At 62.8% G+C, this 26172-nt stretch carries 30 protein-coding genes; 12 read left to right on the forward strand and 18 right to left on the reverse strand.

The window, feature by feature from the left end; translation table 11 throughout:
- Positions 1-2: 2 nt before the first annotated feature.
- Positions 3-1334, reverse strand: coding sequence for a M18 family aminopeptidase (locus ABWI03_RS00530; protein WP_298777782.1), 1332 nt, complete (start codon positions 1332-1334; stop codon positions 3-5).
- A 64-nt stretch (positions 1335-1398) separates the two neighbouring features.
- Positions 1399-1752 carry a VOC family protein gene (locus ABWI03_RS00535; protein WP_003939907.1) on the reverse strand — a complete coding sequence of 118 codons (354 nt, stop codon included), beginning with the start codon at positions 1750-1752 and terminating at the stop codon, positions 1399-1401.
- Between the two features lie 67 nt (positions 1753-1819).
- Between ABWI03_RS00535 and ABWI03_RS00540 the strand changes: the two genes are divergently transcribed.
- Positions 1820-2425 carry a hypothetical protein gene (locus ABWI03_RS00540; protein WP_298777250.1) on the forward strand — a complete coding sequence of 202 codons (606 nt, stop codon included), beginning with the start codon at positions 1820-1822 and terminating at the stop codon, positions 2423-2425.
- A 12-nt stretch (positions 2426-2437) separates the two neighbouring features.
- Here the strand turns inward: ABWI03_RS00540 and ABWI03_RS00545 are convergent, their stop codons facing one another.
- The 3 genes from ABWI03_RS00545 to ABWI03_RS00555 form a co-directional block, all read right to left on the reverse strand.
- Positions 2438-3034 carry a CatB-related O-acetyltransferase gene (locus ABWI03_RS00545; protein WP_298777778.1) on the reverse strand — a complete coding sequence of 199 codons (597 nt, stop codon included), beginning with the start codon at positions 3032-3034 and terminating at the stop codon, positions 2438-2440.
- Positions 3035-3221: 187 nt separating this feature from the next.
- Entirely contained in the window at positions 3222-4451 is a 1230-nt protein-coding gene (locus ABWI03_RS00550; RefSeq protein ID WP_007733810.1) for an acyl-CoA dehydrogenase family protein, read from the reverse strand.
- Positions 4452-4542: 91 nt separating this feature from the next.
- Positions 4543-5844, reverse strand: a complete 1302-nt coding sequence (locus tag ABWI03_RS00555) for an alpha/beta hydrolase (RefSeq protein WP_124567697.1) — start codon at positions 5842-5844, stop codon at positions 4543-4545.
- 69 nt (positions 5845-5913) lie between these two features.
- Here ABWI03_RS00555 and ABWI03_RS00560 point away from each other — a divergent pair, with 69 nt between their 5' ends.
- Positions 5914-6525, forward strand: coding sequence for a phosphoribosylanthranilate isomerase (locus ABWI03_RS00560; RefSeq protein ID WP_296551793.1), 612 nt, complete (start codon positions 5914-5916; stop codon positions 6523-6525).
- On the opposite strand, the gene ABWI03_RS00565 is transcribed toward ABWI03_RS00560, so the two are convergent.
- Complete coding sequence (locus tag ABWI03_RS00565) at positions 6513-7424, reverse strand: hypothetical protein (RefSeq protein WP_298777249.1); 912 nt, start codon at positions 7422-7424, stop codon at positions 6513-6515. The genes ABWI03_RS00560 and ABWI03_RS00565 overlap by 13 nt on opposite strands.
- A 259-nt stretch (positions 7425-7683) precedes the next feature.
- Between ABWI03_RS00565 and ABWI03_RS00570 the strand changes: the two genes are divergently transcribed.
- Complete coding sequence (locus tag ABWI03_RS00570) at positions 7684-8457, forward strand: SDR family oxidoreductase (protein WP_200316557.1); 774 nt, start codon at positions 7684-7686, stop codon at positions 8455-8457.
- A 31-nt stretch (positions 8458-8488) separates the two neighbouring features.
- Here ABWI03_RS00570 and ABWI03_RS00575 read toward each other — a convergent pair whose 3' ends face one another.
- Positions 8489-8920, reverse strand: coding sequence for a nuclear transport factor 2 family protein (locus ABWI03_RS00575; protein WP_095968657.1), 432 nt, complete (start codon positions 8918-8920; stop codon positions 8489-8491).
- On the reverse strand, positions 8917-9840 hold the full coding sequence (locus ABWI03_RS00580) for an alpha/beta fold hydrolase (protein WP_296551796.1): 924 nt from the start codon (positions 9838-9840) through the stop codon (positions 8917-8919). Before ABWI03_RS00580 ends, ABWI03_RS00575 begins: the two co-directional genes overlap by 4 nt.
- Before the next feature lie 111 nt (positions 9841-9951).
- Here ABWI03_RS00580 and ABWI03_RS00585 point away from each other — a divergent pair, with 111 nt between their 5' ends.
- Positions 9952-10953 (forward strand): NADP-dependent oxidoreductase, encoded by a 1002-nt coding sequence (locus ABWI03_RS00585; RefSeq protein ID WP_298777248.1) that lies wholly within the window; start codon positions 9952-9954, stop codon positions 10951-10953.
- A gap of 54 nt (positions 10954-11007) precedes the next feature.
- Here ABWI03_RS00585 and ABWI03_RS00590 read toward each other — a convergent pair whose 3' ends face one another.
- Both ABWI03_RS00590 and ABWI03_RS00595 read right to left on the reverse strand, forming a co-directional pair.
- Positions 11008-12156 (reverse strand): CaiB/BaiF CoA transferase family protein, encoded by a 1149-nt coding sequence (locus ABWI03_RS00590; protein WP_298777247.1) that lies wholly within the window; start codon positions 12154-12156, stop codon positions 11008-11010.
- Positions 12153-13325: an acyl-CoA dehydrogenase family protein gene (locus ABWI03_RS00595; protein WP_124567703.1), complete on the reverse strand. Its 1173-nt coding sequence runs from the start codon at positions 13323-13325 to the stop codon at positions 12153-12155. The genes ABWI03_RS00590 and ABWI03_RS00595 overlap by 4 nt, the downstream gene beginning before the upstream one ends.
- A 125-nt stretch (positions 13326-13450) precedes the next feature.
- Between ABWI03_RS00595 and ABWI03_RS00600 the strand changes: the two genes are divergently transcribed.
- Positions 13451-14521 carry a LacI family DNA-binding transcriptional regulator gene (locus tag ABWI03_RS00600; protein WP_298777246.1) on the forward strand — a complete coding sequence of 357 codons (1071 nt, stop codon included), beginning with the start codon at positions 13451-13453 and terminating at the stop codon, positions 14519-14521.
- A gap of 4 nt (positions 14522-14525) precedes the next feature.
- On the opposite strand, the gene ABWI03_RS00605 is transcribed toward ABWI03_RS00600, so the two are convergent.
- Genes ABWI03_RS00605 through ABWI03_RS00615 form a run of 3 tightly spaced genes read right to left on the reverse strand, consistent with a single transcriptional unit; the run spans position 14526 to position 16535 of the window.
- Positions 14526-15077, reverse strand: a complete 552-nt coding sequence (locus ABWI03_RS00605; protein ID WP_095968652.1) for an SRPBCC family protein — start codon at positions 15075-15077, stop codon at positions 14526-14528.
- Positions 15078-15120: 43 nt separating this feature from the next.
- A complete protein-coding gene (locus tag ABWI03_RS00610) occupies positions 15121-15774 on the reverse strand; it encodes an alpha/beta hydrolase family protein (protein WP_298777245.1) in 654 nt (217 codons plus the stop codon).
- A complete protein-coding gene (locus tag ABWI03_RS00615) occupies positions 15771-16535 on the reverse strand; it encodes an MBL fold metallo-hydrolase (RefSeq protein WP_298777244.1) in 765 nt (254 codons plus the stop codon). The genes ABWI03_RS00610 and ABWI03_RS00615 overlap by 4 nt, the downstream gene beginning before the upstream one ends.
- Positions 16536-16554: 19 nt before the next feature.
- Here ABWI03_RS00615 and ABWI03_RS00620 point away from each other — a divergent pair, with 19 nt between their 5' ends.
- Entirely contained in the window at positions 16555-17679 is a 1125-nt protein-coding gene (locus ABWI03_RS00620; RefSeq protein ID WP_298777243.1) for an alpha/beta hydrolase, read from the forward strand.
- Here ABWI03_RS00620 and ABWI03_RS00625 read toward each other — a convergent pair.
- On the reverse strand, positions 17615-18205 hold the full coding sequence (locus ABWI03_RS00625) for a TetR/AcrR family transcriptional regulator (RefSeq protein WP_095968649.1): 591 nt from the start codon (positions 18203-18205) through the stop codon (positions 17615-17617). The genes ABWI03_RS00620 and ABWI03_RS00625 overlap by 65 nt on opposite strands.
- A gap of 130 nt (positions 18206-18335) precedes the next feature.
- On the opposite strand from ABWI03_RS00625, the gene ABWI03_RS00630 reads away from it, so the two are divergent.
- The 6 genes from ABWI03_RS00630 (at position 18336) to ABWI03_RS00655 (ending at position 22988) form a co-directional block, all read left to right on the forward strand.
- Complete coding sequence (locus ABWI03_RS00630) at positions 18336-19340, forward strand: patatin-like phospholipase family protein (RefSeq protein WP_298777242.1); 1005 nt, start codon at positions 18336-18338, stop codon at positions 19338-19340.
- A 13-nt stretch (positions 19341-19353) separates the two neighbouring features.
- Positions 19354-20886: a flavin-containing monooxygenase gene (locus ABWI03_RS00635; RefSeq protein WP_298777241.1), complete on the forward strand. Its 1533-nt coding sequence runs from the start codon at positions 19354-19356 to the stop codon at positions 20884-20886.
- The gene (locus ABWI03_RS00640; RefSeq protein WP_298777240.1) at positions 20883-21761 is read left to right on the forward strand and encodes an SDR family oxidoreductase; all 879 of its coding nucleotides are present in this window, start codon (positions 20883-20885) and stop codon (positions 21759-21761) included. The genes ABWI03_RS00635 and ABWI03_RS00640 overlap by 4 nt, the downstream gene beginning before the upstream one ends.
- Positions 21762-21780: 19 nt before the next feature.
- Entirely contained in the window at positions 21781-22299 is a 519-nt protein-coding gene (locus tag ABWI03_RS00645; protein ID WP_124567834.1) for a GNAT family N-acetyltransferase, read from the forward strand.
- 90 nt (positions 22300-22389) lie between these two features.
- A complete protein-coding gene (locus ABWI03_RS00650; RefSeq protein ID WP_298777239.1) occupies positions 22390-22800 on the forward strand; it encodes a hypothetical protein in 411 nt (136 codons plus the stop codon).
- A complete protein-coding gene (locus tag ABWI03_RS00655) occupies positions 22800-22988 on the forward strand; it encodes a helix-turn-helix transcriptional regulator (RefSeq protein ID WP_003940277.1) in 189 nt (62 codons plus the stop codon). The genes ABWI03_RS00650 and ABWI03_RS00655 overlap by 1 nt, the downstream gene beginning before the upstream one ends.
- A 23-nt stretch (positions 22989-23011) precedes the next feature.
- On the opposite strand, the gene ABWI03_RS00660 is transcribed toward ABWI03_RS00655, so the two are convergent.
- From ABWI03_RS00660 to ABWI03_RS00675, 4 genes are all read right to left on the reverse strand, one after another.
- Positions 23012-23239 carry a hypothetical protein gene (locus tag ABWI03_RS00660; RefSeq protein WP_298777238.1) on the reverse strand — a complete coding sequence of 76 codons (228 nt, stop codon included), beginning with the start codon at positions 23237-23239 and terminating at the stop codon, positions 23012-23014.
- 81 nt (positions 23240-23320) lie between these two features.
- Positions 23321-24148, reverse strand: coding sequence for an ABC transporter ATP-binding protein (locus ABWI03_RS00665; RefSeq protein ID WP_353798703.1), 828 nt, complete (start codon positions 24146-24148; stop codon positions 23321-23323).
- Positions 24132-25232: a taurine ABC transporter substrate-binding protein gene (locus tag ABWI03_RS00670; protein ID WP_298777236.1), complete on the reverse strand. Its 1101-nt coding sequence runs from the start codon at positions 25230-25232 to the stop codon at positions 24132-24134. The genes ABWI03_RS00665 and ABWI03_RS00670 overlap by 17 nt, the downstream gene beginning before the upstream one ends.
- Positions 25229-26086: an ABC transporter permease gene (locus ABWI03_RS00675; RefSeq protein WP_298777235.1), complete on the reverse strand. Its 858-nt coding sequence runs from the start codon at positions 26084-26086 to the stop codon at positions 25229-25231. The genes ABWI03_RS00670 and ABWI03_RS00675 overlap by 4 nt, the downstream gene beginning before the upstream one ends.
- Positions 26087-26172 lie beyond the last annotated feature (86 nt).

Consider the following 26172-nt stretch of genomic DNA (forward strand, 5'->3'; position numbering starts at 1 on the left):
TCTTAACTTCGCGGCGTGAGGAAGGCACCGAGCGCGTCGGCATACATGCGGACGTCTGCCGCGCCCATCAGCTCGCGGGCCGAGTGCATCGCGAGTTGAGGCGCGCCGACGTCGACGGTGGACAGCCCGGTGCGCGATGCCGTGATGGGTCCGATGGTTGAGCCGCACGGCAGATCGGCGCGGTGGACGTAGCGCTGCATCGGCACCCCCGCCTGGTCGCAGGCAAGCGCGAATTCGCCTGCACCGGCAGCATCGGTGGCGTATCGCAGGTTCTGGTTGACCTTGAGTACCGGCCCGCCGTTGATCTCGATCCGATGGGCGGGCTCGTGGCGGTCCGGGTAGTTGGGGTGCGTCGCGTGCGCCATGTCGCCAGACGCGCACACCGAGCCTGCCATCGCCTGCAGGAATTCTTCGCGGCCACCACCGCGTCCCAACACGATCCGCTCGAGAACTGTGTTCAGCAGGTCCGAGAAAGCTCCGCGATCGGACATACTGCCGACCTCTTCGTGATCGAAGAGCGCAAGCACCGGAATCTGCAGTCCCGGCGACTCGGTTGCGGCCAGAAGCGCTTGTGTCCCTGCATAACACGTGCCTTGATTGTCGAGCCTGGGGGCGCTGACCAATTCCTTGTCCACCCCCACCACTGCGCTGGGTGCAAGGTCGTGTGTCATCAATTCCCAGCCGAGAACCGACGACGCGGCCACGTCCGCACGCTCGGCGACAAAACCGATGAACGACTTGGGTTTCGAACCCACTCCCCAGATTCCGTTGACATGCCGCTGCGGATCCAGCGTCACGCCCTTGCGATCTTCGGACAGGTGGATAGCCAGCTGCGGAACACGAAGAATCGGGTCGTCGATGCGAACCAGCTTCTGCTCCACAGTGTTTCCCACCCGAACACTCATTCGGCCGGAGATACCGAGATCGCGGTCGAGCCAGGAGTTCAGCCACGCACCGCCGTACGGTTCGAGACCCACCATCTGCCACCCCGCCGAAGTGAGGTCTGGGTGCTGTTTGACCCGCAGATTCGGGCTGTCGGTGTGGCCTCCGACGATCCGGAACGGAGCGGTGTTTCCCACTGTTTTTCCCAGGCCCTCGGTGCTCCAGGCGATCAGCGAACCACCGCGCACGAGGAAGTACCGTCCGGGCTCGGCGGGCCACGACTGCGTTTCGTGGACTTCGACGAACCCGCCGGCTGTCAGCTCGGTCGCCACCGTCGCGCACACATGGAACGGCGACGGTGACGAATCGACGAAGCTGCACAGGCCGTCTGCGTCGGCCCCGGTCAGAGAAGCCGCCCCGGTCCGAGAAGTCTGAGAAGTCATGCCCCTCATCATGCCCGAATCACTGCCTGCGAAATCAGTGGGCGCGAATCAGGTGGGCACAGGACCGGTCGGCTCAGGCATGCGGACCGGACACGCAGAACTGATTCCCGTCAGGATCGAGGAGCGTCACCCAGCGGAAACCGTCCATGTTCTCGCGGTGGTGCTCAGTTGCCCCTGCCTCGACGAGGCGCGCCACCTCGGCGTCGAGATCCGGACTCCCCAGATCGAGATGGATGCGGTTCTTCCCGGCGGTGGGGTCCGGGACCTTCTGGAAAGCGAAGTTGGTGGCGCTGTCAGGGACCGAGACGATGTAGAACCAACCGTCGTTTTCCTCGACGATGTTTCCGCCCAATTGCGCTGCCCACCACGTTGCGAGGGGACCGGGATCGAGACTGTCGAAGGTGATCATGCCGAGTGTGAGAGTCATGCGCGCACGGTAATGGAAGCCACCGACAAAGACTCTCGATCTCGGGCTGAGATGAGACGATCTTCGAATGCGATTCACGACGCTTCGCGACCGCGTTGCAGAACCACTCTTCGCAGTTTTCATCGCGACCGGATTGCTCCTGAGCGTCCTCGGAGTGCTCGCCTGGAGATTCGCCACGCCATCCACGCGAACAGAACATGTCGGAATCCAACCCCCTCCACCGCCGCCGATGGAGGACGGCAAGACCGGATACATGTGGGTGATCGAGGGATACAGCTACTCCGACGCACCACATTGGTTCCCCGCAACTACGTGGTTCCTGATAGTCGGAACCGCTGTCGCCTTTGCCGTCTCGGCGACACTGAATGCGACGGGATGGCGGCTGGCCCGTGACGCAAGCGGTAGAGAATTTACTCTTCCGCTTGCACTTTCAGCTTTCGGCACAGCCTACGGACTCACGGTCGCCGTCGTCGGACGAATCTGGCCGCCCACCTTCTATTCGGTGGTCCTTCCCGAACCTCGTGACCCGCAAAACCCCTACCCCGAATCGGCGATCATCCACTTCGACCTCGAACCGAACCTGATCACGTTCACTGCCACGGGTCTTGCTGTCGGTCTTGTCGCCGCCGCACTGCTTCACGTCCGGAACTACTCGCTCACACGAACGAACTAGCGGGCGAGGAGATCACTCGACCGCTTCGAGTTCCGCGACACTCCCGTCCGAGATCACCCGGACGTGGCGGGTGATCTTCTCGATCGGCCAGTCCCACCATGAAATTCGCACCAGCTTCTCGATGTCTTCAGCACTGAAGCGGCGCTTGATCTCCGTGGCCGGGTTGCCGCCGACGATGGCGTAGTCCGGGACGTCGCGCGTGACGACTGCGCCAGTGGACACTATCGCCCCATGCCCGATCCGGACGCCGGGCATGACTGTCACGTTCCCGCCGAACCACACGTCGTTCCCGACGACGGTGTCACCTCGAGACGGCAGATCCTGCACCAGGTCCATGTGCCTGGTCCAATCACCGCCCATGATCGGGAACGGGTAGGTGGAGACACCGTTCATACGATGGTTCGCGCCGTTCATGATGAAGGTGACACCAGTGGCGAGGGCGCAGAACTTGCCGATCACCAGTTTGTCGGGACCGTAGTGATGCAACACGTTTCGAGTCTCGAACTCTTCGGCGAACTCCGGATCGTCGTAGTAGGTGTACTCCCCTACCTCGATCAACGGGTTGTCGATCAACGGCTTCAGCAACACCACTCGCGGTTGCCCGGCCATCGGATGAACATTTGTGGGATCCGGCGCAGCCTGATCCTGCGCAGTGGGATCCGACGCGGTGGGATCTGACGCGGTGGGATCTGACGCATTCATTACCGACTCCGATCCGTCGGCGCGGTGTCGCCGACCGCAGCAAGACTATCTGGTTCCTGCTGCGGTCGGACGCCACGCGGCGACGTCCCGAGTTTCAGCCCAGAAGCCCCTTGGCGATATGGGTGACCTGAATTTCGTTGCTGCCCGCATAGATCATGAGCGACTTGGCATCACGCGCCAACTGCTCCACTCGGTACTCGGCCATGTAACCATTTCCTCCGAACAGTTGCACGGCTTCCATCGCGACCTCGGTCGCTGCGCGCGAGGAGTACAGCTTCATCGCCGATGCCTCCGCCAGGCTCACCTTGTCTCCGGCCGCGGTACGTTCGATCGCGTTGAAGACCATGTTCTGCACGTTGATTCGAGCGACCTCCATCTCGGCCAGCTTGAGCTGGATGAGCTGGAACTGCCCGATCTCACGTCCCCACAGTTTGCGGGACTTCGCGTATTCGATACTCAGGCGGTGGCATTCGTTGATGATGCCGAGAGACAGGGACGCGATGCCGATGCGCTCGGCGGCAAAGCTCTCCTTGGCGCTGGACTTTCCGTCCGACTTTCCGCTGTCCTCGGTCTCGCCGAGCAGACGATCCTTGGTGATGCGGACGTTGTCGAAGAACAGTTCACCGGTGGGTGAGGAGTTCATTCCCATCTTCTTGAACGGCGGGCTCTGCGTGAGCCCCTCCATGCCCTTGTCGAGAATGAAGGCGAGCACCTTGCGGTCACGACGATCAACCGACGCGTCGCCCTCGTCGAGCTTTGCGTAGACGATCATCACGTCGGCGTACGGACCGTTGGTGATGAAGGTCTTGTTGCCGTTGAGAATGTAGTCGTCGCCGTCGCGGCGTACGTAGGACTTCATGCCGCCGAAGGCATCCGAGCCGGAGTCCGGTTCGGTGATCGCCCAGGCGCCGACGGTTTCGAATGTCACCAGGCCGGGGAGCCAGCGTTCCTTCTGCGCGAGTGTGCCGCGACTGCGGATCGTTCCAGCGGCCAATCCGAGGCTGACGCCCAACGACGCGACGAGGCCGAGACTGACTCCGGCCAACTCGCTGTTGAGCACGACGCCCATGCTGCCTGCGCCGCTGAAGGCGCTCGACTTCTCACCGTCACCGGAGGGCGCATCGCCGCGCTCGCGTGCCAACGACTTCTCGAGGCCCTCGCGTGCCATGTCGGCCAGACCGAAGGTCGAGTACAGCTTGCGAATGATGTCGAACGGCGGCAGCGCACCACTTTCGAGCTCGTCGACGTGAGGTCGCACCTCTTTGTCGATAAAGCCGCGCAAGGCGTCGCGGAACATCAGGTCGGTGTCGGACCATTCGTACATGTGCCTGAACTCCAGTCGGTGAACGATCGAGAGACTGCCGAACGGCAGCCACACACCGAATATAGAACACGTTCCAAAACCGGAACAGGATTCAGCTGATCAGTCCCATCCGCTGTGAGATCCACGCCAACTCCTGCTCGACGCCAGCCGACCACACCGAAAAGCTGTGACCACCGGGAAGCTCGAGATACCTGGCGTCCATTCCGGCCGCTTTGGCCGCTTCGTACACCTTTTGCTGACCGGGCTTGAACTCGTTGTCATCTGTTCCGACGACGAACACTCCGCCCGAGTTCGGGAACTTCCGGGTCGCCAGCAGGTCCATCGGATTCACCTTCACGAATGCCGCTTCGTCACCCCCGAATATCTCGTCGACGGTTCGCTGTCGGTCACCGAGTGAGGGCTCCACCTGACCGGAAAGATCGAGGAAGGTCGGATACACGTCGGGGTAGTTGGTGGCCATCTGCAGTGAGCAGGTACCGCCGTAAGAGAGCCCGCCGATGGCCCACGCCCTCGGGTTCGTGTCGATCTGGAACGCATTCGCCACCGCAGCGGGCAAGTCCTTTGCCAGATACGTGCCGACCTTGCCCTGCGACGAGTCGGTGCACAGCGGATTGGCCATCTGCGATCCTGTTCCGTCGGCGATGACTACGACCGGAGCCAACCCCTCGTGATCCCGGGCGAAAGCATCCATTGTCGCGGTGAGCTTTCCGCCCTGAAGCCAGTCCTCGGGCTTACCGGGCTGACCTGCCATGAGCACGAGCACGGGAAGTAGCGGACGCGGATTGGTGAAGTACGACGGCGGCAGATACACCTGGGCATCGCGTGCGGAGAATCCCGAAATTGTTCCGGGGACAGGCAAAGTCGTGACGCGTCCGCGAATCGGCATGCCTTCCGGCGCTTTCCACACAGTGTCCGTAGGATCGCCGGTGACGACAGGATCCGTCGGACCCGGAACTTCGCTGAGCGAAATACGGTCGAAATCGTCGTGTCCGAACGCAATTCCCACAGTCGGGTAGGCCGCGAAGACCAGATTGATCTGCGTCGCGGCGGTGACGATGACCAGAACGGTCGCAACGACGGATAACACCGCCTTCGCGATCGTTCCGCCCGCCTTGATTCGCGGCCCGAGAAGTAGCAGCGCGTAGATACCGAGACCGATCCACACGTAGATCGACATCTCGATGGGGTCAGGAAACGGCACGATCACCTTTTCGACGGTGATCCACACGGCGATCATGATCACCAGTGCGATCAGCCCCGCGATCGGCACCGCTCTGCGGTAGTACCAGCGCACGCTCGAACCGAGCAGCCACACACCACCCAGGACCCCAAGGACAGTCAGGATCACCGGCAGCGGTCCCGAGATCAAACTGATTCGGTAGAGCCAGTCCACGTCAAGCCTCTCGCGCGTAGAAATGTCGCACGCACGAGGCTAGACGACGACGCTAGTACTCTGTATCAGGTGACATTCATCAAGGTCTGTGGCCTGCGCGACGTTGACACGGTCGACCTCACGGTGCGCCTGGGCGTCGATGCCGTCGGTTTCGTCTTCGCCGAGAGCGTCCGCAAAGTCGACCCCGCGCTCGCCGTCGAACTGATCGCTCGAATTCCCGATCACATCCGGGCAATCGGAGTCTTTCTCGGCAACCCGATCGATCAGATCCTCGAGATCGCCCAGATTACCGGGCTACGTACCGTACAGGTTCACGATCTTGTCGACGCCGAGCAAGTGCAGCGACTGCACGACGCCGGACTCACCGTCATCCGCGCTGTCGTCTCCAGCAAGGTCCGCGACGGCTACAACCTCGACCTCGGTGAGGATGAACTCTTGATCGACGGCGCCGACGCCGGATCCGGGGTGCCGTGGAACTGGGCCCAACAGCAATCCCGTCCCCACGGCCAGTGGATCCTGGCAGGCGGCCTGTCCCCGGACAACGTGCGCGACGCACTGGACGCCACCGGGGCCTGGGGCGTCGACGTCTCCAGCGGCGTCGAATCGTCTCGCGGCATCAAGGACCACGCTTTGATCGAGAAGTTCGTCAGCGCTGTCAGGCAGGCCGATCACTCGAAGTAGGACGCGTAGTCAGCGAACGCGATCTGGCCGGTGGGGCTCGCCTTCACCGCGTCGGCAACGGCCGACGGAATGGGAGCCCAGTGTGCAGGCATCGCCGCTGCCAGTGACGGCTTCAAGATGTAGAGCAATGCGAAGTTCACTATCCAGAGCGGCGGCGCCATCGACATGCCGACCTCCGAACTCACATCGCCTTTGGTGTTGGTCACCAGCTGCGCCTGTCCCGAGATCTGTTGCGCTGCAAATCCGTAGACCGCTTGCACCGTGTATGCCGACTGATAGAGCGCAATCAGAGTATGCGTCGCACCGTTGTTGCGTAACCAGGTGCCCACGAAACCACCAGGGGCGATCAGCGTATTCACCTGTCGCGTCGGCGCATCCGCGTTGGCCGGACTCTCCAGCAATCCGTCGGGATTCACATACAACCCGTAACTGGCCAGAACCGACGACGTAGTGCCCGAATAGAGGGGCCGCCCGTTCGTATTGGTGAGAATCCGAGCGCATTCGTCGATCACCTCGGCATCCTCGCGATTGCCGCCGATCCCACCGCCGGTGATGAGATCGCGATACTGCTCCTCGGTCAAAGCGTCGGAACTGTCGAGTCCGATCTGCGCGGCAATCTCGTCCGCCACCTGCTGCCCCAGCGGCTGGTTGAGCTGATCCGGACTGGTCATCTGTGTGGGCGCGACGCTCTCGTAGCCCGGCGCCCCGGCAAAGGGGATCACGAACCCGGTATCGACCGTCTCTGCGACCGGTTGAGCGCCGGCCATCCGAGTGGCGCCAAACGAAAGTACGCACACCCCAACCAAAGCCAGTACCGTGAGGGTCCCCCGAGGCAACTGTGCCCCGCGTCGACAGCCGTGACCTGAGAAATCCCTGCCTGCAATCCCCTTGCCGCGCATAGGTCAACCTCCCGGGACACAGTCGGGTGAATCAACTCGAGCTTGTCTCTCAGTCAAACGCTGTGACCAGCGCCGTGTCAAGACACGTGCCAGGTCGAGGGGCCGACGGCACACGCTCGCCCGATACAGTGGTCCTTCCAACGGTCCTTCCAACGGTCCTTCCAACTGAAGTGACCCCACCCGCGGTTGACCGCTCGAGCTGTGCGCGTCAGGTGCAGGAAGTCCCGCGTCAGTTACAGAAAGTCTCTGGAGGCGAGCAGTGTCTGACAAGCGCGGAACCGTGTTGATCACCGGCGTCGGCCGGAGCAAGTCGATCGGAGCGAGCCTCGCAGTGGGTCTCGCCGAAGATGGTTGGGATCTGACGATCGGCTACTGGGCGCCTTATGACGAACGCGTCGGGTTCGTCCGCGGAGCGCACGATCCACAGGACATTGCCGAGAAATGTCGCGCACTCGGGAGCCGTGTCGACCTGGTTCCCGGAGATCTGGCCTCCCCGGAAGTGGCCGGTCAGCTCGTTGACGCTGCCGCATCGCGAAATGACCTTCGTGGACTGGTGCTCTCGCATTGCGAAAGCGTCGACAGCTCGATCCTCGATACGACCATCGAGAGCTGGGAACGGCATTTCGCCGTCAATGCCCGCGCCTCCTGGCTTCTGATCAAAGCGTTCGCCGAACACCTTCCGGAGCAGCGCGACGTCAGTCAGGTGACCGGGCGGATCATCGCACTCACCAGCGACCATGCGGCCCATAATCTTCCGTACGGCGCCAGCAAGGGCGCTCTCGACCGCATCGTCATCGCCGCCGCAGTCGAACTGGGATCACGCGGCGTAAGGGCAAACGTCATCAACCCAGGACCGATCGACACAGGATGGATGACACCGGAGATCAAACAGGCCACAACCCTCCACACCCCTGCCGGCCGGCTGGGTACACCCGGCGACACTGCAGACCTCGTTCGATTTCTGATGTCCGACGCCGGAGGCTGGATAACAGGACAACTTCTTCACTCCAACGGCGGATTCAGCACGAGTTGAGCAGGCAGACCCGGCCCGCGCCGGAATCAGGTCAGGCCTTGTAGTTCGGTAGCGTCTGCCCGAGCCTGCGGCCCATCTCGGCAGCCAATGCGGCGAGCCCGCTGGCCGGACGCACCATGACCTCGAAATCGACGATCTTGCCGTCCTCGTCGAATTCGACCATGTCGATCCCCTTGAGGCTCTTGTCTCCGATGTTCGCGCTGAATTCGAGCACGACCTGCCGCCCGTTGGCTCCGGCGAACTGTCGGTGGTACTCGAAGTTCTCGAACACCTGGATCACCGTATTGAGAATGAGCACAACGGCGTCCGCGGACTGGTACGGCTTGAATCCCGTGGGCGATCGGAACTGCGCGTCGGGCGCGACGATGGTCGGTAGCGCCGACAGATCGCCGGTGTCGATCATGGTGTGCCACAACTTCAGTGCAGCTTCGACTTTCGGTTCGAGCGTCAATTCCGTGCTCATGCTTCCACCCTTTCCTCAACGTTACCTACGGCTTGATTTACCGGCACTCGACTTGCAACGGACCACGCACTCAACACAGTTCGCACCCCGGTCACGAGTTGCAACGGCTGATCGATCATGACGTGATGGCCGGCTTCCGGTATCTCCGCCACGATGGCCTCCGGTCCGAACAATCCGCGCATGTGCTCCATGAGACGATCGGACACGATACCGTTCTCGGCCCGGAAATAGGCTACGCGGCAACGTGGTTCACTGTCGAGTACATCTTCGGCACCCACTCGGAGAAAGAAGTTCGGATCGAACTTCCACGACCAACCGCCCTCGACTTCCTCCATCGACGTAGCTGCCACATGGTCACGCACCGCCGGCAGTCCCGAATCCTGCGGCGGAACGAAGCGGAATCGACCCATCGCGTCTTCCCTGGTGGGATAAACCTTCTTGGGGCCGAAGGCATTCTGGCGTCGAGCCGCCTCCTCTTCGGGCGTACGCGCCTTGAGCGGAGAATCGATGATGACAACCCCGTCCAACAGTTCGCCGTGCAGATGCGAGGCCACGAAAGAAACAATCCCACCCATACTGTGCCCCACCAGAATCGGCTTGCCGTCGATTCCCCCGGCCTCGGCCGCCGCCAGCACCTCGCGAGCCCACTGGGACATCGCATAGGCGTCGCGAGTGTCACTGTCGCCGTGTCCAGTCAAGTCGAGAGCGACAACGCGGCGCCCCTCGGCGAACTGCGGCGCGATGTGATCCCACCAGCGACTGTGGGCTGCGCCGCCGTGAATCAACACGATCCCCGGCCCCGCCGACCCCCACGCCCGAAAGTGCACCGAAGCGCCCTCGACCTCCACCGACCCCGACTCGACCGGCGCTTCCAGCGCCCGAGTGAACCAACCAGGCGCGTCTTCGACCACATTGCTCATCGATCGAACATACATAGTCGTCAATCGGTTCATCCAACTCTTCCCAGTTCGTGATCCATCACCTATATTGAATCCGGCCTCAAGTTCAATTCGTTTCGCCGAAGGGGAGAGATGACCAACCGCCAAGTACGCCTCGCCGCCCGCCCGACAGGACTTCCCGACGCTTCCACCTGGGAATACGTCGATGCCGAGATCCCGTCCGCCGGACCGGGCGAGTTTGTCGTCAAGGTCGAATATCTCTCCCTGGACCCCGCGATGCGCGGTTGGCTCAACGACGTCAAGTCGTACGTTCCGCCGGTCAAGCTCGGTTCCGTCATGCGCGCCCACGGCGTCGGGCGCATCACCGAATCACAGCACCCCGATTACCAGGTCGGGGACATCGTGGCCGGATCGTTCGGCGCTTCCGAGTACGGAGTGTCCGACGGCACAGATGTCACTCGGGTCGACGAATCCATCGCTCCCCTGCCGACGTGGCTCGGAGCTCTCGGATTCCCCGGCGTCACTGCATATTTCGGATTGCTCGACGTCGGAAAGCTGAAAGACGGTGACACCGTAGTCGTGTCCGGCGCCGCGGGTGCGGTCGGCAGTCTCGTCGGCCAGATCGCAAAGATCCACGGGTGCAAGGTCATCGGTATCGCCGGCGGTCCGGAAAAGTGCGCGTGGCTCACCGAGGACCTCGGCTTCGACGTCGCCATCGACTACAAGAACGAATCCGTCTACAAGGCGCTCAAGTCCAATACTCCCGACGGTATCGACGTGTACTTCGACAACGTCGGCGGAGAAATTCTCGACGCCGCTCTCTCCCGTCTGCGTCTCGGCGCTCGGGTGGTCATCTGCGGCGCCATCGCGGGCTACAACGCCACCGAACCTCAGCCAGGGCCCGCGCACTACCTGTCACTTCTCGTCAACCGCGCCACGATGGCCGGCTTCGTGGTCTTCGACTACCTCGATCGCTACGCAGAAGCACAAGAGCAGATCGGAAAGTGGATCAAGAGTGGCGAATTGACTGCTCGCGAGCACGTCGTCGACGGCGGTATCGACGCGTTCGGTGACAGCCTCAATCTTCTCTTCGCCGGCGCGAACACCGGAAAGCTGGTCCTGAAGGTCAGCTGAGTCAGCCACACACGCAGATCGGCCACCGGTATTCCGGTGGCCGATTCGCTTGGGTCAACTGACTCCGGACGGAGTGGGAACGCTGTCCTCACCCAACCGCGGTGGGGCGGACCGATAGGTTGCCGGCGTGCCGCTCATCCGAATCGGATTGGCTACCTGCCGAGTCGGTGCCTCTCGACGCGGATCGTCGATGGATACCACCGGATCGAGATTCAGCCGTTCTGCCAGCGCTATCGCGTCGGCGATGTCGTTGAGAGGACCACACGGGACACCGCGCTCGGTCAGTGCCTCGAACCACGAGTCTGCAGTGCCCTTGGCCAACGCAGCAGTGACAGCGTCGAACAGTTCTTCTCGATGCGCAACCCGGTCGCTGTTGGACGCGAAACGCTCATCAGCGGCAAGTTCGGAAACTCCGAGAACCTCTGTCAACGAACCGAATTGCCGATCGTTACCGACAGCGAGGACCAGCGGACGGTCCGCGGTGTCGAACACCTCGTATGGTGCGATGCTCGGATGCCGGTTGCCCATTGCCTGGGGCACCACGCCCGCGGCCACGTAGCCGGACGACTGGTTGGCAAGTGCGGACAGCAACGAGGACAACAGGTTGACCTCGACGTGCTGCCCTTCGCCCGTTCGATCGCGATGGCGCAGCGCTGCAAGGATTCCCACGCTGGCATGCAAGCCGGTGATGACGTCGACCACTGCGACTCCGACCTTGGTCGGAGTCTTGGAATCGGGTCCGGTGATACTCATCAATCCGCCGACCGCCTGAATCAACAGGTCGTAACCCGGCAGAGAATTATCGCCACCGAAGCCGCTGATCGAGCAGTAGACCGCACGCGGATTCATTTCTCGGACAGCGTCGTAGCCCAGACCCAGACGGTCCATCGTTCCCGGCAGGAAGTTCTGCACCACGACGTCCGCACTGCGAACCAGCTCGCGTGCACTCTCCAGATCCTCGCGCTCGCGCAGGTCCAGAGTGACCGACTTCTTGTTGCGGTTCACCGACAGGAAGTAGCTCGACTCGTCCCCCACCCACGGCGGGCCCCAGCTGCGAGTGTCGTCGCCGACCCCCGGCCGCTCGATCTTGACGACCTCGGCACCGAGGTCGGCGAGAATCATCGTGGCGTACGGGCCGGCGAGGACGCGGCCGAAATCAGCGATCACCAGCCCGTCGAGCGCTCCGACAGCGTCTACCGTCACCGGAACGCTTCTTCACCGGTGAGAGCGCGACCGATCACGAGCTGGTGAACCTCGGAGGTGCCCTCGTAGGTGAGAACGGATTCGAGGTTGTTGGCGTGCCGAATCACGGGGTACTCGAGCGTGATGCCGTTGGCGCCCAGAATGGTTCGGCATTCACGGGCGATCTTGATGGCCTCGCGGACATTGTTGAGCTTGCCGGTGCTGACCTGCTCGGGGCGAACCGTCCCGGCGTCCTTGAGACGTCCGAGGTGGATGGCGAGCAGCTGCCCCTTGCCCAATTCGACTGCCATGTCGGCGATCTTGGCCTGGGTGATCTGATACGCGGCGAGCGACTTGTCGAAGACCTTGCGATCACGTGCATACGAGATCGCGGTCTCGAGGCAGTCACGTGCTGCACCCATTGCCCCGAAGATGATGCCGAAGCGCGCCTCGTTGAGGCAGCCGAGCGGGCCGGACAGTCCGCGAGCCTTGGGCAGCATCGCCGAGGCAGGCAGACGCACGTCTTCGAGCACCAGCTCCGAGGTGACCGACGCCCGGAGCGACATCTTGTTCTTGATCTCGGGGGCGGAGAAGCCCGGAGTGTCGGTGGGAACGACAAATCCGCGTACGCCGTCGTCTGTTCGCGCCCAGACCACGGCGACGTCCGCGATGGACCCGTTGGTGATCCACATCTTGGTGCCGTTGAGGACCCAGTCGTCGCCGTCGCGCTTGGCGTTGGTTCGCATGCCGCCGGGGTTGGATCCGAAATCGGGTTCCGTGAGACCGAAGCAACCGATGGCTTCACCGGCCGCCATCCGCGGGAGCCATTCTTCCTTCTGCTCTTCACTTCCGTTGTGGTGGATCGCGAACATGGCGAGCGAACCCTGGACCGAGACGAGGCTGCGAATGCCCGAATCGACAGCTTCCAGTTCCTGGCAGGCCAACCCGTACGCCGTGGCGCTCATCCCGGCACAGCCGTAGCCCTCGAGGTGCATGCCCAGTACGCCGAGCGCGCCCAGTTCCTTGGCCAGCTCACGAGCCGGCAGTGCTGCCGCTTCGAACCATTCGCCTACGTGCGGGCGAATGCGATCGTCGACCATCTTGCGGACCGTGTCGCGGATCGCGATCTCTTCGGCGTCCAGCAGGGTGTCGATGGCAAAAAGCTCGGACAGGGACTGCGGCGTGGTCACGGGGCCTCCAGTGTTCTCGGGCGCAATCCTTTGCGAGAACGATTGCGCAATCGTTTGCATCGCCTAGAGTAGAGCCCGGTTGCACACCCGTCAATCCCCGACGCACACCAGGAGCCCCGACGCAGATGACGCCCGATCCGTCGAACCGCAGCAACGGCCGCCCGCCGACGCTGCGCGAAATCGCCGACCAGGCCGGGGTCCACATCTCGACGGCGTCGCGGGTACTCCGTCAGCCCGAGCCCGCCGACGGTTGGTCCGACTCCGCACTCCGAGTTCGTCAGGTCGCCGAGGAGCTCGGGTACCAACCGAACCTGTGGGCGGCCAGCCTGCGTACCCGCAAGACCACCACCATCGGCGTCGTGATGCCGAGGCTGACGGACGTCGTTGTGGCCACCATGTTCCAAGGCATCGAGGAAGCCGCCACCGCAGCCGGGTACTCCGTCCTGCTTTCCAGCCCACCCGACGATCTGGACGCGCAGCGCAAAGCGGTCGAGTTCCTCGTCAGCCGCCAGGTCGACGGTCTCATGCTGAGCAGCATCCACCTTCCGGGTACAGATTTCGTCGACTCGCTCCCCCTGCGCTCACTGCCGATCCTGCTGCTGAACCGGCACATCGACCCGGCGACGTCGTCGCCGAACAGCAGCCTTCCCTTTGTCAGCGGCGACGACCGCCTCGGCGGCTACCTCGCGGGGAAGCATCTGCTGGACTGCGGCTATCGCGACCTCGGAGTGATCGCGGGGCCGGATCACGCCAGCACGTCGCGGGAACGCGTCGCGGGTTTCCGCGACGCCCTGACCGAAGCCGGTCTGGAACTGCCACCGAACCGAATAGTGGCGTCCGAGTTCGAAGTTCAAGGAGGTGTCGATGCGGCGGCCACACTGCTCAGCGGGAACACGCGCCCTGACGCCGTCTTCACGGTGAGTGACACCATCGCGATCGGCGTACTCGGTGTGGCCCGTGATCTCGGGTTGAGCATTCCCGACGATCTTGCGCTGGTCGGCTACAACGACATTCCCGTTGTCTCCCAACTCCCGGTGCCACTGACGACGGTGAGGTCCCCCGCCCACAAGATCGGCGCGACCGGGCTCGAACACCTGCTCGCATTGATCGCCGGCAGGAACGTCGAATCCGTCAAACTGCCCGTCGAACTGATCGTGCGAGCTTCCACCAGAAAGCCCGCCGCTCGAGAACTCTGAGCAGCTACCAGACCTGAGATTCGTCGATACCCAAGCGTCGCGCATAGCCCGAGTTGAGCGCGTCCCAACCGTACTCGCGCGCCCGTTCACCCACGACCGGACCGAAGGGCTCGCCTGCCAGAAGGGCATCGAGTACGTCGAAGCACAAATGCCACCCCGCCGCGAGCGCCGATGCCATCCCCTCAGCCCGCGACCTCTGCGTCAGTACGACGCGGGTACCGCCCTCGACCGAGGTCAGGTCCCACACCAATTCGTCCGGGCCCCACTCGTGTTCGAGCCGCCGGGCGGTCTCCACGACGTGAACGGTGACGGGCAGCGACATCTCGGGAGCCCCGTCCTCGGTGAGCATGGTGATCACGGCGTCGCCCGTACGGCTCAGATTCCGATCGGCGGTGTACGGCGTCCACTGCGCCAACATCTCCGGATCGGTGATCGCCTCCCACACCTTCTCGACGGGATACGGCAGCACCCGAGGAAAGCTGACGACTGTGTCGTCGCCGTCGATGCTCACCGTGACGTCGGACAGGGCACTTGGCTGATACTGCTGGGCACTCATGGTTCGATCTCACCAGGAACCACCGACACGGGCAACCGGCGAGTCACCGTCCGAGCGTGAACAGTTCTGTTGCTGCGGCGACTGTCTGTTCAACCACCGGAAACTTCACCACGGACAGGTCGTGCCGAGCTCCCTCGAACTCCACCAGAGCCGCCACTGCGGGAATCAGGTCGAGCGCTGCCCGCATCTCCTCAGTCGTCGCGAACTCGTCCTTCGATCCGTGGACGACAACGGTCGGCGTGTTCAGGTCCGGCAGGTGTTCGGTTCTGAGCTTCTCGGGCTTCTTCGGAGGATGCAGCGGATAGGACAACAGCACCAGGCCGTCGACAAGTCCTGGATTCTCCGACGCCAGCATCGACGCCTGCCGCCCACCGTACGAATGTCCGCCGAGCAGAACGGGTCCAGGCACCGAGTCGTCCTTGCGAACAGCGGCAATCACCTCGGCAATGCCCGCGCGATCCTCCGCAGCACGCGACGGGTGTGGCGGCCCCGAAGCTCGACGCACGCGAAACGCGAGATCGAATCGCAGGACTTGCACTCCCGCCTCTGCAAAGCCGTCGGCAACAGCGCGCAACAGCACAGTGTCGCAGTTACTTCCCGCGCCGTGAGTCAGTGCAAGCGTGGCGATCGGCGCAGAAGCAGGCCGATGCAGGAAACCGTGCACCGCACCTTCGTCGACCGTTTCGACGGTACTCATGGACGCATCCTTGTCCGGCCCGCTCGGGCCTGTTCGACTGCGACAGCCATGCTGCCCTCGTAGACCGGCCCGTGTCCGGGAAACAGCGCACCGGCAGGTGCCGCGGCGATGTTGTCCAACGCCTCGTCGGTCGCTTCACGGTCATGATTGAAGGGGCACACAAGAAATTGTGGTCCGGCGACGCTCGACGTCGCGTGTCCGGTCACCAGAGCGTCACCCGACGCGATGACGCCTGCGTCAGGAACAAGGTAAGCGCTGTGGCCGTCGGTATGCCCGTGGGTGGGAATCGGCACGATCCGTCCGGGAACATCCAGAGCACCACCGGACGCAAAGGCCTGTGCCTGAGGCAGTTCCGCACCTTTCAACGCGCCGACTCCGATCACGTCGCGAAGCCACTTCGGAGCACCTCGCCGCCACAACAGCAACGGAACTCCGGCCGGCGACAACTGTTGCAGATACTCCCGCTTCGCATGAGGAACTTCCAACGGATCCATCAGAACCGGAACCTCGAGCCTGGTCACGATGTCCGCGATTCCGCCGATGTGATCGACATGCGCGTGAGTGACCAGGATTGCCCGCACATCCCCGAGCTGGTGACCGATCTGCTCGATCGAGCGTTCGACGTCGGCACCGTTGGCCGGGTATCCGCCGTCGATCAACGTCAGATCGGCCCCCTCTTCGACCAGTACCCAATTGGCGTGACCGCACCGAACCAGATGTGTGTTCTTGATCTGCGTGATCGACAGTGCCGCAGTAGTCATGCTTGGTAGTCTGCGCCACGTGTCGGAATCCGTGAAGCAGGCCAGCAGCCGCAGCATTCGAGATCGCGCCGAAGCATCCTTGGTGGCAGCCGCATTCGCGCTGCCCAGCGCGGTGAAACGTCGAATCACCGGACCACCCGTCATCATCGAGGGCAACACGCTCGACGCCGACGCACACCTGCTGCTCACGCTCGCGAAGACGCGGCCGCTGCCCTCGCATTCAACCGATCCCCGGTCACTCGCCGCGGCTCGCACCAATCTCACCCGAACGGCGATCATGATGGGTGGCCGACCCGCTCCGGTCCACACCGAAGAGATTTCCGTTGCGGGCGCCGACGGCCCGCTTCGCGCCCGGCTCTACGTTCCGACCGCCGACACCGGCGCTCTGCTCGTCTACTTCCACGGCGGCGGCTGGGTACAGGGCAGCATCGAATCCCACGATGCTCCGTGCCGCCTGTTGGCCGAAACCTCCGGCGCACGGGTCATCTCGGTCGACTACCGGCTCTCACCCGAATTCGCTTTCCCCACACCAGTACACGACGCCTATGCCGCATACCTCGACATCGTCGAACGCGCCGACGAGTTCGGCGCAGACCCCAGTCGCATCGCTGTCGGCGGCGACAGCGCGGGTGGGCACCTGTCGGCAACGGTGGCGCTGCGTGCCCGCGACGACGGCAAGACCTCACCGGCAGCGCAGCTGTTGATCTACCCCGCTACCGACTTTCACGAGAAGGCGCCGTCGAGAACGACGTTCGGCGAAGGCTTCTTCCTGACCGAGGCCAACATGAACTTCTACGAGTCCAGTTTCCTCGGCACCGATGCCGATCGACTCGATCCGATGGTGTCGCCGCTACGCGCCCCCGACGTGGCCGGACTGCCGCCGGCCATCGTGATCACGGCGGGATTCGATCCACTCCGAGACGAAGGCGAAGCCTACGCAGCTCGATTGCGCGACAACGGTGTTCACGTGACGGATCGACGCTATCCCGGATTCATCCACGGCTTCGTCAACGTTCTGGGACCGAGCGCCGGTTCGCGCGCCGCCGTCGCCGAGATCGGCGGGATGCTGCGCGTTCTACTCACCCACCCAGCAAAATCTCCCGCAACGTATCCACCAGTGGGTCAACAGGAAGCTCGGGACTGATCGCACGCTGTAGCCCCAAACCGATTCCGACGCTGAGTATGCGCAGTGCCGCCGCGTTCGGGTCCAGTGTCGGCGTCACACCGTTGGACTCGGCAAGATGTTGCACCACTCCGGCGATCAATCCGCGCACCTGATCGGCGCCTGTCGCGATCTTCTCGCGGATCTCTTCGCTGTGCCGCGACCGCACCGAGAACTCGACTTCGAGCAACGTCCATCTCTTGTCCCCGATGGTCCGCTCGGCCCACCTCGCGAACTCTGCCACCGCGTCGTCGAGCGTCGAGTCCGCTCCGAGTTGTGAGGTGATCTCACCGACCTTGGTCAACCGGATTCGGCCGAGCACTTCGGCGCACAACTCGTCTTTGTTCTTGAAGTTCGAGTACACCGCACCCTTGGAATAGCCGGCATCCTCGGCGATCTGATCGAGCGATGCGGCGGCGTACCCACGGTCGAGAAAATGTTCGACGGCCGTAGCCAACAAGGTCTCGCGGGTCAACGCCTGCGCTTCCTGCCTGGTCAATCGCGCCATCGGAACCTCCTCATGGTTCTGAGTATCGAGATTCCAACGGTAGCCGAATACCGAAGTTTCGCCGCACGTGCACTCCGGGCAAGCAAATTTGGGGTACCCACGTTATTCAGATACTGATAGTCTCCGAAATATGACTTCAGAAGTGACCGGCACCACCGCACCCGGGTCCGGACGAAACAGCGCGCCGAAACGCGGCTTGGCAATCGGATGCGGCGGCACTCTCGGCTTCGCCTGGACCGTTGCTGCCCTAGCCTCGGTTCGGGATGCACTCGACTGGGATCCCAGGGAAGCCACAGCCATCATCGGAACGTCGGCCGGAGCCGAGTTCGTGACGATGCTCGGCAGCGGAGTCGGCGTCGACGAGCTGGTAGCCATGCAACTCGGAGACCCCACCGCCCGTCCCGAACTTCTCGCCCACATAGCGTCGGCACCCGGGAAAGTCCCACCGCTACCGCGCTTGGGGATCGGCAATCCGCGACTGGTGGCGCGTCGCGATCTTCCCTTTCTGAGCCGGATGAGCGGCATAGCACCGGTGGGTGGCGGTGACCCGTCCTGGCTCACCACGCTCGCGGAATCTCTTGCCCCTGGCGATGCGTGGCTCCCACATCCGTGTGCGCACATGGTATCCATGGACTACAAAACGGGGCGACGGGTCGCATTCGGAGCGCAGGGGGCCCCGAAAGCGACCGTCGGTGAAGCGCTTCGAGCGTCGTGGGCGATTCCCGGCTGGTTCCCACCCGTCACCATCGGCGGCGTCAGGTACATCGACGGCGGCGCCGCATCCACCGCTTCGGTTGACCTCCTGCTCCCTCTCGCGCTGGACGAGCTGGTTGTACTGGCGCCCATGGCATCTCGAACCCTGAAGCCCGCACGGGGTGCCGCCCGCATCGAACGCGGCGCCCTGCGCCACTCCATGTCCGAAGGCCTCGATCGTGAGATCGATCTGGTGCGCGCTGCGGGCACCAGGGTCTTGCGAATCGATGCCACCGACGACGATCTTGCCGTCATGGGCGCCAACTTCATGGACAGCCGGCGGCGGCTCGCCACCTTCGAATCATCGCTGCGTACGACACGTGCGAGCGTGAAGCGCGAACTCGATATGCACCCGTTCCACGCCACCCGCTCCCACCAGTGAAAGCGCAGTCTCAGTGAACAACGAATCTGACCACTTCGAGGTCGTGATCATCGGCGGCGGAATTTCCGGAATCGGCGCAGCCATCCATCTTCAGCGTCTCGGGATCGACAATTTCGTCCTGCTCGAAAAGGCCGAGTCCCTCGGCGGCACCTGGCGCGCCAATACGTATCCCGGTTGCGCGTGCGATGTTCCGTCCGGGCTGTACTCGTACTCCTTTGCCGCCAATCCGGATTGGACGCGATTGTTCGCGGAGCAGCCGGAGATCCGCGAATACATCGAGGACACGGCCGTCCGCCACGGCGTCGACAAACACGTTCGCTTCGGGGTCGAAATGCTCTCCGCACAGTGGGATGCGCCGCAATCATTGTGGAAAATAACAACTTCCAGCGGTGAACTCACTGCTCGCTTCGTGGTAGCCGCTGCTGGTCCGTGGAACGAACCCTTGACGCCGGCGATTCCCGGACTGGAAACGTTCGAGGGCGAAGTTTTTCATTCCTCGCAGTGGAATCACGACTACGACTTGAGCGGAAAACGCGTCGCTGTCGTGGGTACCGGCGCTTCCGCCGTCCAATTCGTTCCGCGAATCGTCTCAGAGGTCTCCACACTTCACCTCTACCAGCGAACCGCTCAATGGGTTCTTCCCAAACCCGATCACTACGTGCCGCGCATCGAAAGGTCCGTCATGCGGTTCGTACCGGGAGCGCACAAGGCACTGCGCAGTATCGAATACGGAATCATGGAGACGCTGGGATTGGGGTTCCGCAATCCGTGGATCCTGCGTATCGTGCAGAAACTCGGGTCGGCCCAATTGCGCTTGCAGGTGCGCGATCCGAAGCTGCGCAAGGCGCTGACTCCCGACTACACCCTCGGTTGCAAGCGACTGCTCATGTCGAACTCGTACTACCCGGCCCTCGGCAGACCCAACGTCACCGTCCATGCCAACGCGGTCGAAGAGATCCACGGCAACACCGTGATCGGCGCCGACGGAGCGGAATCGGAAGTGGACGCCATCATCTTCGGCACGGGATTCCACATCCTCGACATGCCCATCGCATCCAAGGTATTCGACGGAGAAGGTCGATCCCTCGACGATCATTGGCAGGGAAGCCCGCAGGCGTACTTCGGTTCCGCCGTCAGCGGATTCCCCAACGCGTTCATTCTGCTGGGCCCGAGCCTCGGCACCGGACACACGTCGGCCTTCATGATCTTGGAAGCCCAACTGAATTATGTGGCGCAGGCGATCGGCCACGCTCGTCGGCACGGCTGGAAAAATATGGACGTGCGCCCGGAAGTACAGGCAGCCTTCAACTCTCAAGTTCAGGAGGCATTGGGAACCACGGTCTACAACGCCGGTGGTTGCGAAAGCTATTTCTTCGACGTCAACGGCCGCAACAGCTTCAACTGGCCGTGGTCGTCAGGGGCCATGCGTCGGCGGCTACGGGCCTTCGATCCATATGCCTACAACCACACGTTGTCCGACGACCCTGCGTCCGACGACACGACCACTGAGCCCACCACCACCCTCGAACCGGAGTACACGACATGAGTCTTTTCGGCACCACCTACCCGCCGATCGATCTCGACGGAGCAGTCGTCGTCATCTCCGGCGGTGGCCGCGGAATCGGCCGGGCCACAGCCGAGTTGTTCGCAACTCGCGGCGCACTCGTATGCGTCGGCGACCTCGACGAGGAGACGGCCGTGGACACCGCCGCATCCATCGGCGCACGGGCCCGCGGCTACGCTCTGGACGTCACCTCACGCGAATCCTGGGATGTGTTCGTCTCCACAGTGATCGCCGAATTCGGTCACATCGACATTCTGGTCAACAATGCGGGCGTGATGCCGCTCGGCGGCTTCCTCGACGAGTCCGACGCCACCAGTCGAGTCACCCTCGACGTCAATGTCTGGGGCCCGATTCACGGGATGCGCGCCGTGCTGCCCGGCATGGTGGACCGACGACGAGGCCACGTCGTCAACATCGCATCCATGGCAGGCAAGCTGCCGGTACCGGGAATGGCGGTGTACAACGCAAGCAAATTCGGCGCGGTGGGCCTTTCCGCCTCTGCCCGTGTCGAATTCGCAGATATCGGAGTCAGCGTCAGCGCTGTCCTGCCCAGCGCGGTGCGCACCGGACTCTCCTCCGGTGTGCCTCTCGGAAAGGGCATGCCGACAGTTGAACCCGAAGTCGTGGCCAGAGCCGTCGTCGACACGGTCGCGCATCGACGAGCCGAAACTACTGTGCCGCGTTACCTTGCCGGCTGGGACCTCGTCGATGCTGTTGTACCCGAATGGATGATCAACATCGGACGCCGAGTCGTCGACGATCGTCGCGCACTGACGTCGGTAGATCCCAACGGGCGTGCGGATTACGAAAAGCGCGTGGCCAGGCAGGCCGAAAACGGGGAGCGCAATCCGAAGTGAACCGGGTAGTTTCGTGGCCATGTACATTCGCCGCGAAACTTCTTCCGACCGTGACGCCGTCTATTCACTACTGGGAGCGGCATTTGCCGACCAGGCAGCGCCCGGCGAGCCTGCCTACGAGATCGAACTGACACGTCAACTCTTCGCCTCGGACGACTACCTGCCGACACTGTCACTGGTCGCCGTGGCCGGCGAAGAGATCGTCGGTTTCGTGATCGGAACTCGTGGATGGGTCGGCCACGTGGAAGCGGTGGGTCTCGGCCCGTTGGCGGTCACACCGGGCAACCAGCGCAGTGGCGTCGGTTCGGCACTGATGCACGCGGTGATCGGTGCGTGCGACGCTCTGGACGTGCCACTGATCGCACTTCTGGGCAGCACCGAGTACTACCCGCGGTTCGGATTCGTCACCAGCACGGACGCCGGAATCGAGTCTCCGGAAGCCGAGTGGGGCGCTCACTTTCAGGTCAGGACACTCACCGCGCACCGCGCCGATCAAACGGGGAAGTTTTCATACGCGGCGCCTTTCGGAATCGCTTGACCCGCAGCGTGGTGTAAGAGTTCTTTGACATGCGGCGTACGCGGATCTACGCTCATCCATGTCAAAGAACTCTTACATCCGGGAGGCTTCATGAGCACCACGGCACGGTGGAGCCTGATCATCGGTATCGGCGTCACAGTAACGCTGTCCTTCAGTCTTCTCGCAGCCTTGACCGCCGATGACCGGAAGACGTTGACCTTCATCGTCTTCGCAATCGTCATGGCGCCGGCTTGCATCGGATCGGTGTGGGCTCTCTTCCCCTCGGAGAACAACAAGGCCCCCGCCTACCCCGAGGACACCGTCGAAACAGAATGGAGTCGCAAGGCCGGATTCGGCGCGTTCACCGACTTGATCACTGCTATGGGAATCGCACTGATCGCGCACAACGTCTTCGGAGCACCCGAACTACCGCTCCTGATATTCACCGCTCTCGGTCTGGCAGACTTCGGAATCCGGTACTGGGCAGTGTCGAGGGACCGCACCCCCACAATCGAGATCTGATGCGCAACAATCTCCAAGAACTTCGGACGGCAGCCGGATTGTCACAGCAAGCGTGCGCCGACGCGCTCGGCATCACCCGCCAGACCGTCATCTCGATCGAGAAGGGCCACTTCGACCCCCGTCTGTCACTGGCATTCCGAATCGCCGAGTATTTCGACAAACGCGTCGACGACATTTTCTCCAGCTGACGCCGTCTCAGGCTGACAGAAGGTCAGTCGAACAGGGTAGGCGACCCGTTTTCGTCTTTCCCGTCCTCGACGGCCGTCGTCTTCTTGCCCGAACCCTTGCGGACAACGGTCAGCGTCGTCGTTCGACGCGACAACCTGTGCCCGTCACTGTGTTCGAGCAGCGCCATTCCCTGGCGAACTTCGACTACCGTCCACGGACCCGCATGGCCGGCTGCCTGCACGAGGTCACCGGACTCCACCTCAGTTGCCATGACCACTCCTTGTTCGTCGTGTCCTGCACGTTCTCCTTCCTATTATCGACGCGGCCACTCGGAAGTCGACGCGCAGGGTACCTACGCTGCAGCGGCGACCTTGACCGCGTGGCCGACTTCGGCTCGGAATGCCGCATACTCGGGTGAGCCGCGCAGGTCGTCGGGATCGACACCTGTTCGTGGCAGATCGATTTTCAGATCGAGCGCAACCTTGCCCGGCCTACTTGTCAGGACCACGACCCGGGAGCCGAGAAAGGCTGCCTCGTCGGCACTGTGAGTGACGAAGACACTCGTTCGGCCCGATTCGGCACTGACGTTACGGAGGTCCTCCTGCAGACGCTCGCGAGTGAGTGCGTCCAGCGCGGCAAATGGCTCGTCCAACAGGAGCAACGAGGTTTCGGCCGCCAATGCCCGGGCAATGGCCACCCGCTGCTGCTGGCCGCCGGAGATCTCCCAGATTCGCCGGTCCGCTGTACCGCCCAGCCCGACGCGGTCGAGCAACTCCTCGCGCCTTCGTCCGCGTTCGCCCTTTGCCACCCCGGCATATTTGAGTGCCAGATCGATGTTGCCGCCGACCGACTTCCACGGGAAGAGCCGTGGTTGCTGAAACACCACACCCGCACTCGAACCGGGAATCGGGTCGGATCCAGATACCTGGACCGTTCCACTGGAAGGGTTTTCGAATCCTGCAATCAGCCGCAGCAATGTGCTCTTGCCGCAACCAGACGCTCCGATGAGGACCAGGAACTCACCGGGTGCGACGTCGATCGATACCGGCCCCAGTGCCGTCACGGACTCTCGGCCGTGGCCGTATTGGTGTGAGACGGTGTCGATTCGGATCGCGCCAGGGCGGTCGGCAGCGAATTCTCCCGCGGCCTGCTGCGCGGTCACGCTACTGGTCAAGGACATCGGGAAGCCCCTTCACATAGAGAGCATTCTGAAAGACCGTCAGATCAGGCACACTGTCGATCTGCTTCTGCTCGGCAAGGAATTGCGCTGCACTCTGCAGGTTCACTGCCAGATTCCCGGGAGAGCCTTCGGTACCCAGCCATTCCGGCGACGAGATCTGCTCAGGAGTGAGGAACACACCCTGCTTCAGCTGCGCTGCCGCGTCTTCCTTGGATGCGCCCAATTGCGCGGCAACAGCTTCCGCTGCCGCGTTCGGATCAGTGGCGATCGTCGTGAGCGCACGGGCCTGAACCTGGCGCCAGGTGTCGACGATCTCGGGGTGATCCTTCGCAAACGACGTCGACACCACACCCAGATCCAGTGTCGGTTTTCCTGCCGTCGCCAGCTCGCGGCTGGCGATCAACTGTGTTCCGTCCTTGCGAAGTTCGTCGAGCGTGGGCAACCAGGTGTAGACGGCATCGATGTCACCGCGCTGCCAAGCGGCCAGTGACGCTTGCGGCTGGAGATCCACCAACTGAACGTCATCGGCACTGAGTCCGGCCTGGTTCAGAGCTGCCAGCAGACTGTAGTGAGCGGTCGACGCGAAGGCCGTTGCCACCTTCTTGCCACGCAGATCGGCCACGGTCTTGATTCCGGTTGCGTTGCGCGCCACCAAGGCTTCGTTGTCACCGGCCACGTCGAGAACAAACGCGACCTGGTACGGGATGTTCAGCGGCGCCGAGAGTCCACGAGCGACCGGACTCGAACCGATTGCACCGAAGTCGATTTCACCGGCTATGAAGGCGGTGTTGATGTCGGCTCCCGAATCGAACTTCGTCCACTTCACGTTGTACTCGGGCAGAGCGTCTTCGAGCCAGCGATTGTTCTTGACGATCAAGTCGCCGCTCGGGAAGGACTGGTAGGCAATGCGTATCGTCTCCTTGGACGAATCCTGGCCGGAATGATCCACCGAGCACGCGCCGAGGACGAGAGCGAGGACACCGATCAGTACGGTGAACGCCGTCCGGGAAGCTCTTCCCTCATTGCGCGTCAAGTTACTGCTGCGCTTCGGATTGCTGCTGGCGTGTTTCTGATTGTCAGTCATACTTTTCCCCTCCAGGGAACGGCGCGGCGCTCAGCAGCCCGCAACAGTCCGTCGATGATCAAACCGGAGAATCCGATGGCGAAGATCCCCACCAGCACTACCGGAGTGTTGTTGTAATTGCTTGCATCCTTGACCATTCCGCCGATTCCGGGAATGCCGTTGAACAGTTCGGCCGCAACCACTGACGAGTACGCCATACCTACCGACAACCGAATGCCCGTGAAAGTTTCCGGCAACGCCGACGGCACGACTACGTCTCGGATCACTTGCGTTCGTGAAGCTCCCAACGCCCTGGCCGCTTCGACCAGTCCGACAGGCGCCGCGACAACAGCAGCTGTGGTGGCCACTGCTGCCGGCGGGAGCGCAGCGAGCGCCAGAAGGGTGATCTTCGGTGCCTCGTCGATTCCCAGCCAGATCACCAGCAGGAAGAAGTACGCCAAGGGCGGCAATGCGCGCAGGAACGTCAACCATGGTTCGAGCAGGCTCCGCAACCATGTCACCGATCCCATGGCCAAGCCGAGGATCACACCCAAGCCGACGCCGATGACGACGCCGACCAACACCCGTCGCAGCGTCATGTACAGGTGCTCCCAGAGCAAATACCCCTGGTAGCCACGCACTCCGTCGTGCGTGGTCATCGTGTTGACGAAGGCATGCCAGACCGTGCTCGGGTACGGAACGAAGGTCTCGCTCCAGGTGCCGCTGGCAGCGGCGACCTGCCACAAAGCCAGGAATGCGATCACCGAGAGCACCGGCAGTCCGACGGTGGTCACACTCGAAGTCCACGGCCGGCGCGGCTCACGACCCGGTTCCGGGACCGGTGTTGATTCTATTGCTTCGACAGAAGTCGACATCGCTGTTTCTTCCTCGACGTACGGAAATTCCGGCACATATACAGCTACGAGCGCATATGCAAGGACGAAGGCGCGCAGAGAGGCGC

The sequence above is a fragment of the Rhodococcus baikonurensis genome, assembly GCF_040489275.1.
In the GTDB taxonomy this organism is placed as follows: Bacteria; Actinomycetota; Actinomycetes; order Mycobacteriales; family Mycobacteriaceae; genus Rhodococcus_F; species Rhodococcus_F baikonurensis.

Coding starts and splice junctions, on each gene's coding strand:
- ABWI03_RS00550 (WP_007733810.1), bottom strand. CDS start 4,451: ATGTACGAATGGTCCGACACCGACCTGATGTTCCGCGACGCCTTGCGC.
- ABWI03_RS00660 (WP_298777238.1), bottom strand. CDS start 23,239: ATGGCAACTGAGGTGGAGTCCGGTGACCTCGTGCAGGCAGCCGGCCAT.
- ABWI03_RS00545 (WP_298777778.1), bottom strand. CDS start 3,034: ATGGCCGGGCAACCGCGAGTGGTGTTGCTGAAGCCGTTGATCGACAAC.
- ABWI03_RS00565 (WP_298777249.1), bottom strand. CDS start 7,424: ATGCGCGGCAAGGGGATTGCAGGCAGGGATTTCTCAGGTCACGGCTGT.
- ABWI03_RS00640 (WP_298777240.1), top strand. CDS start 20,883: ATGAGTCTTTTCGGCACCACCTACCCGCCGATCGATCTCGACGGAGCA.
- ABWI03_RS00630 (WP_298777242.1), top strand. CDS start 18,336: ATGACTTCAGAAGTGACCGGCACCACCGCACCCGGGTCCGGACGAAAC.
- ABWI03_RS00535 (WP_003939907.1), bottom strand. CDS start 1,752: ATGACTCTCACACTCGGCATGATCACCTTCGACAGTCTCGATCCCGGT.
- ABWI03_RS00675 (WP_298777235.1), bottom strand. CDS start 26,086: ATGTCGACTTCTGTCGAAGCAATAGAATCAACACCGGTCCCGGAACCG.
- ABWI03_RS00605 (WP_095968652.1), bottom strand. CDS start 15,077: ATGAGTGCCCAGCAGTATCAGCCAAGTGCCCTGTCCGACGTCACGGTG.
- ABWI03_RS00650 (WP_298777239.1), top strand. CDS start 22,390: ATGAGCACCACGGCACGGTGGAGCCTGATCATCGGTATCGGCGTCACA.
- ABWI03_RS00670 (WP_298777236.1), bottom strand. CDS start 25,232: ATGACTGACAATCAGAAACACGCCAGCAGCAATCCGAAGCGCAGCAGT.
- ABWI03_RS00665 (WP_353798703.1), bottom strand. CDS start 24,148: ATGTCCTTGACCAGTAGCGTGACCGCGCAGCAGGCCGCGGGAGAATTC.
- ABWI03_RS00655 (WP_003940277.1), top strand. CDS start 22,800: ATGCGCAACAATCTCCAAGAACTTCGGACGGCAGCCGGATTGTCACAG.
- ABWI03_RS00625 (WP_095968649.1), bottom strand. CDS start 18,205: ATGGCGCGATTGACCAGGCAGGAAGCGCAGGCGTTGACCCGCGAGACC.
- ABWI03_RS00580 (WP_296551796.1), bottom strand. CDS start 9,840: ATGAGCAATGTGGTCGAAGACGCGCCTGGTTGGTTCACTCGGGCGCTG.
- ABWI03_RS00645 (WP_124567834.1), top strand. CDS start 21,781: ATGTACATTCGCCGCGAAACTTCTTCCGACCGTGACGCCGTCTATTCA.
- ABWI03_RS00610 (WP_298777245.1), bottom strand. CDS start 15,774: ATGAGTACCGTCGAAACGGTCGACGAAGGTGCGGTGCACGGTTTCCTG.
- ABWI03_RS00530 (WP_298777782.1), bottom strand. CDS start 1,334: ATGAGGGGCATGACTTCTCAGACTTCTCGGACCGGGGCGGCTTCTCTG.
- ABWI03_RS00585 (WP_298777248.1), top strand. CDS start 9,952: ATGACCAACCGCCAAGTACGCCTCGCCGCCCGCCCGACAGGACTTCCC.
- ABWI03_RS00600 (WP_298777246.1), top strand. CDS start 13,451: ATGACGCCCGATCCGTCGAACCGCAGCAACGGCCGCCCGCCGACGCTG.
- ABWI03_RS00540 (WP_298777250.1), top strand. CDS start 1,820: ATGCGATTCACGACGCTTCGCGACCGCGTTGCAGAACCACTCTTCGCA.
- ABWI03_RS00575 (WP_095968657.1), bottom strand. CDS start 8,920: ATGAGCACGGAATTGACGCTCGAACCGAAAGTCGAAGCTGCACTGAAG.
- ABWI03_RS00615 (WP_298777244.1), bottom strand. CDS start 16,535: ATGACTACTGCGGCACTGTCGATCACGCAGATCAAGAACACACATCTG.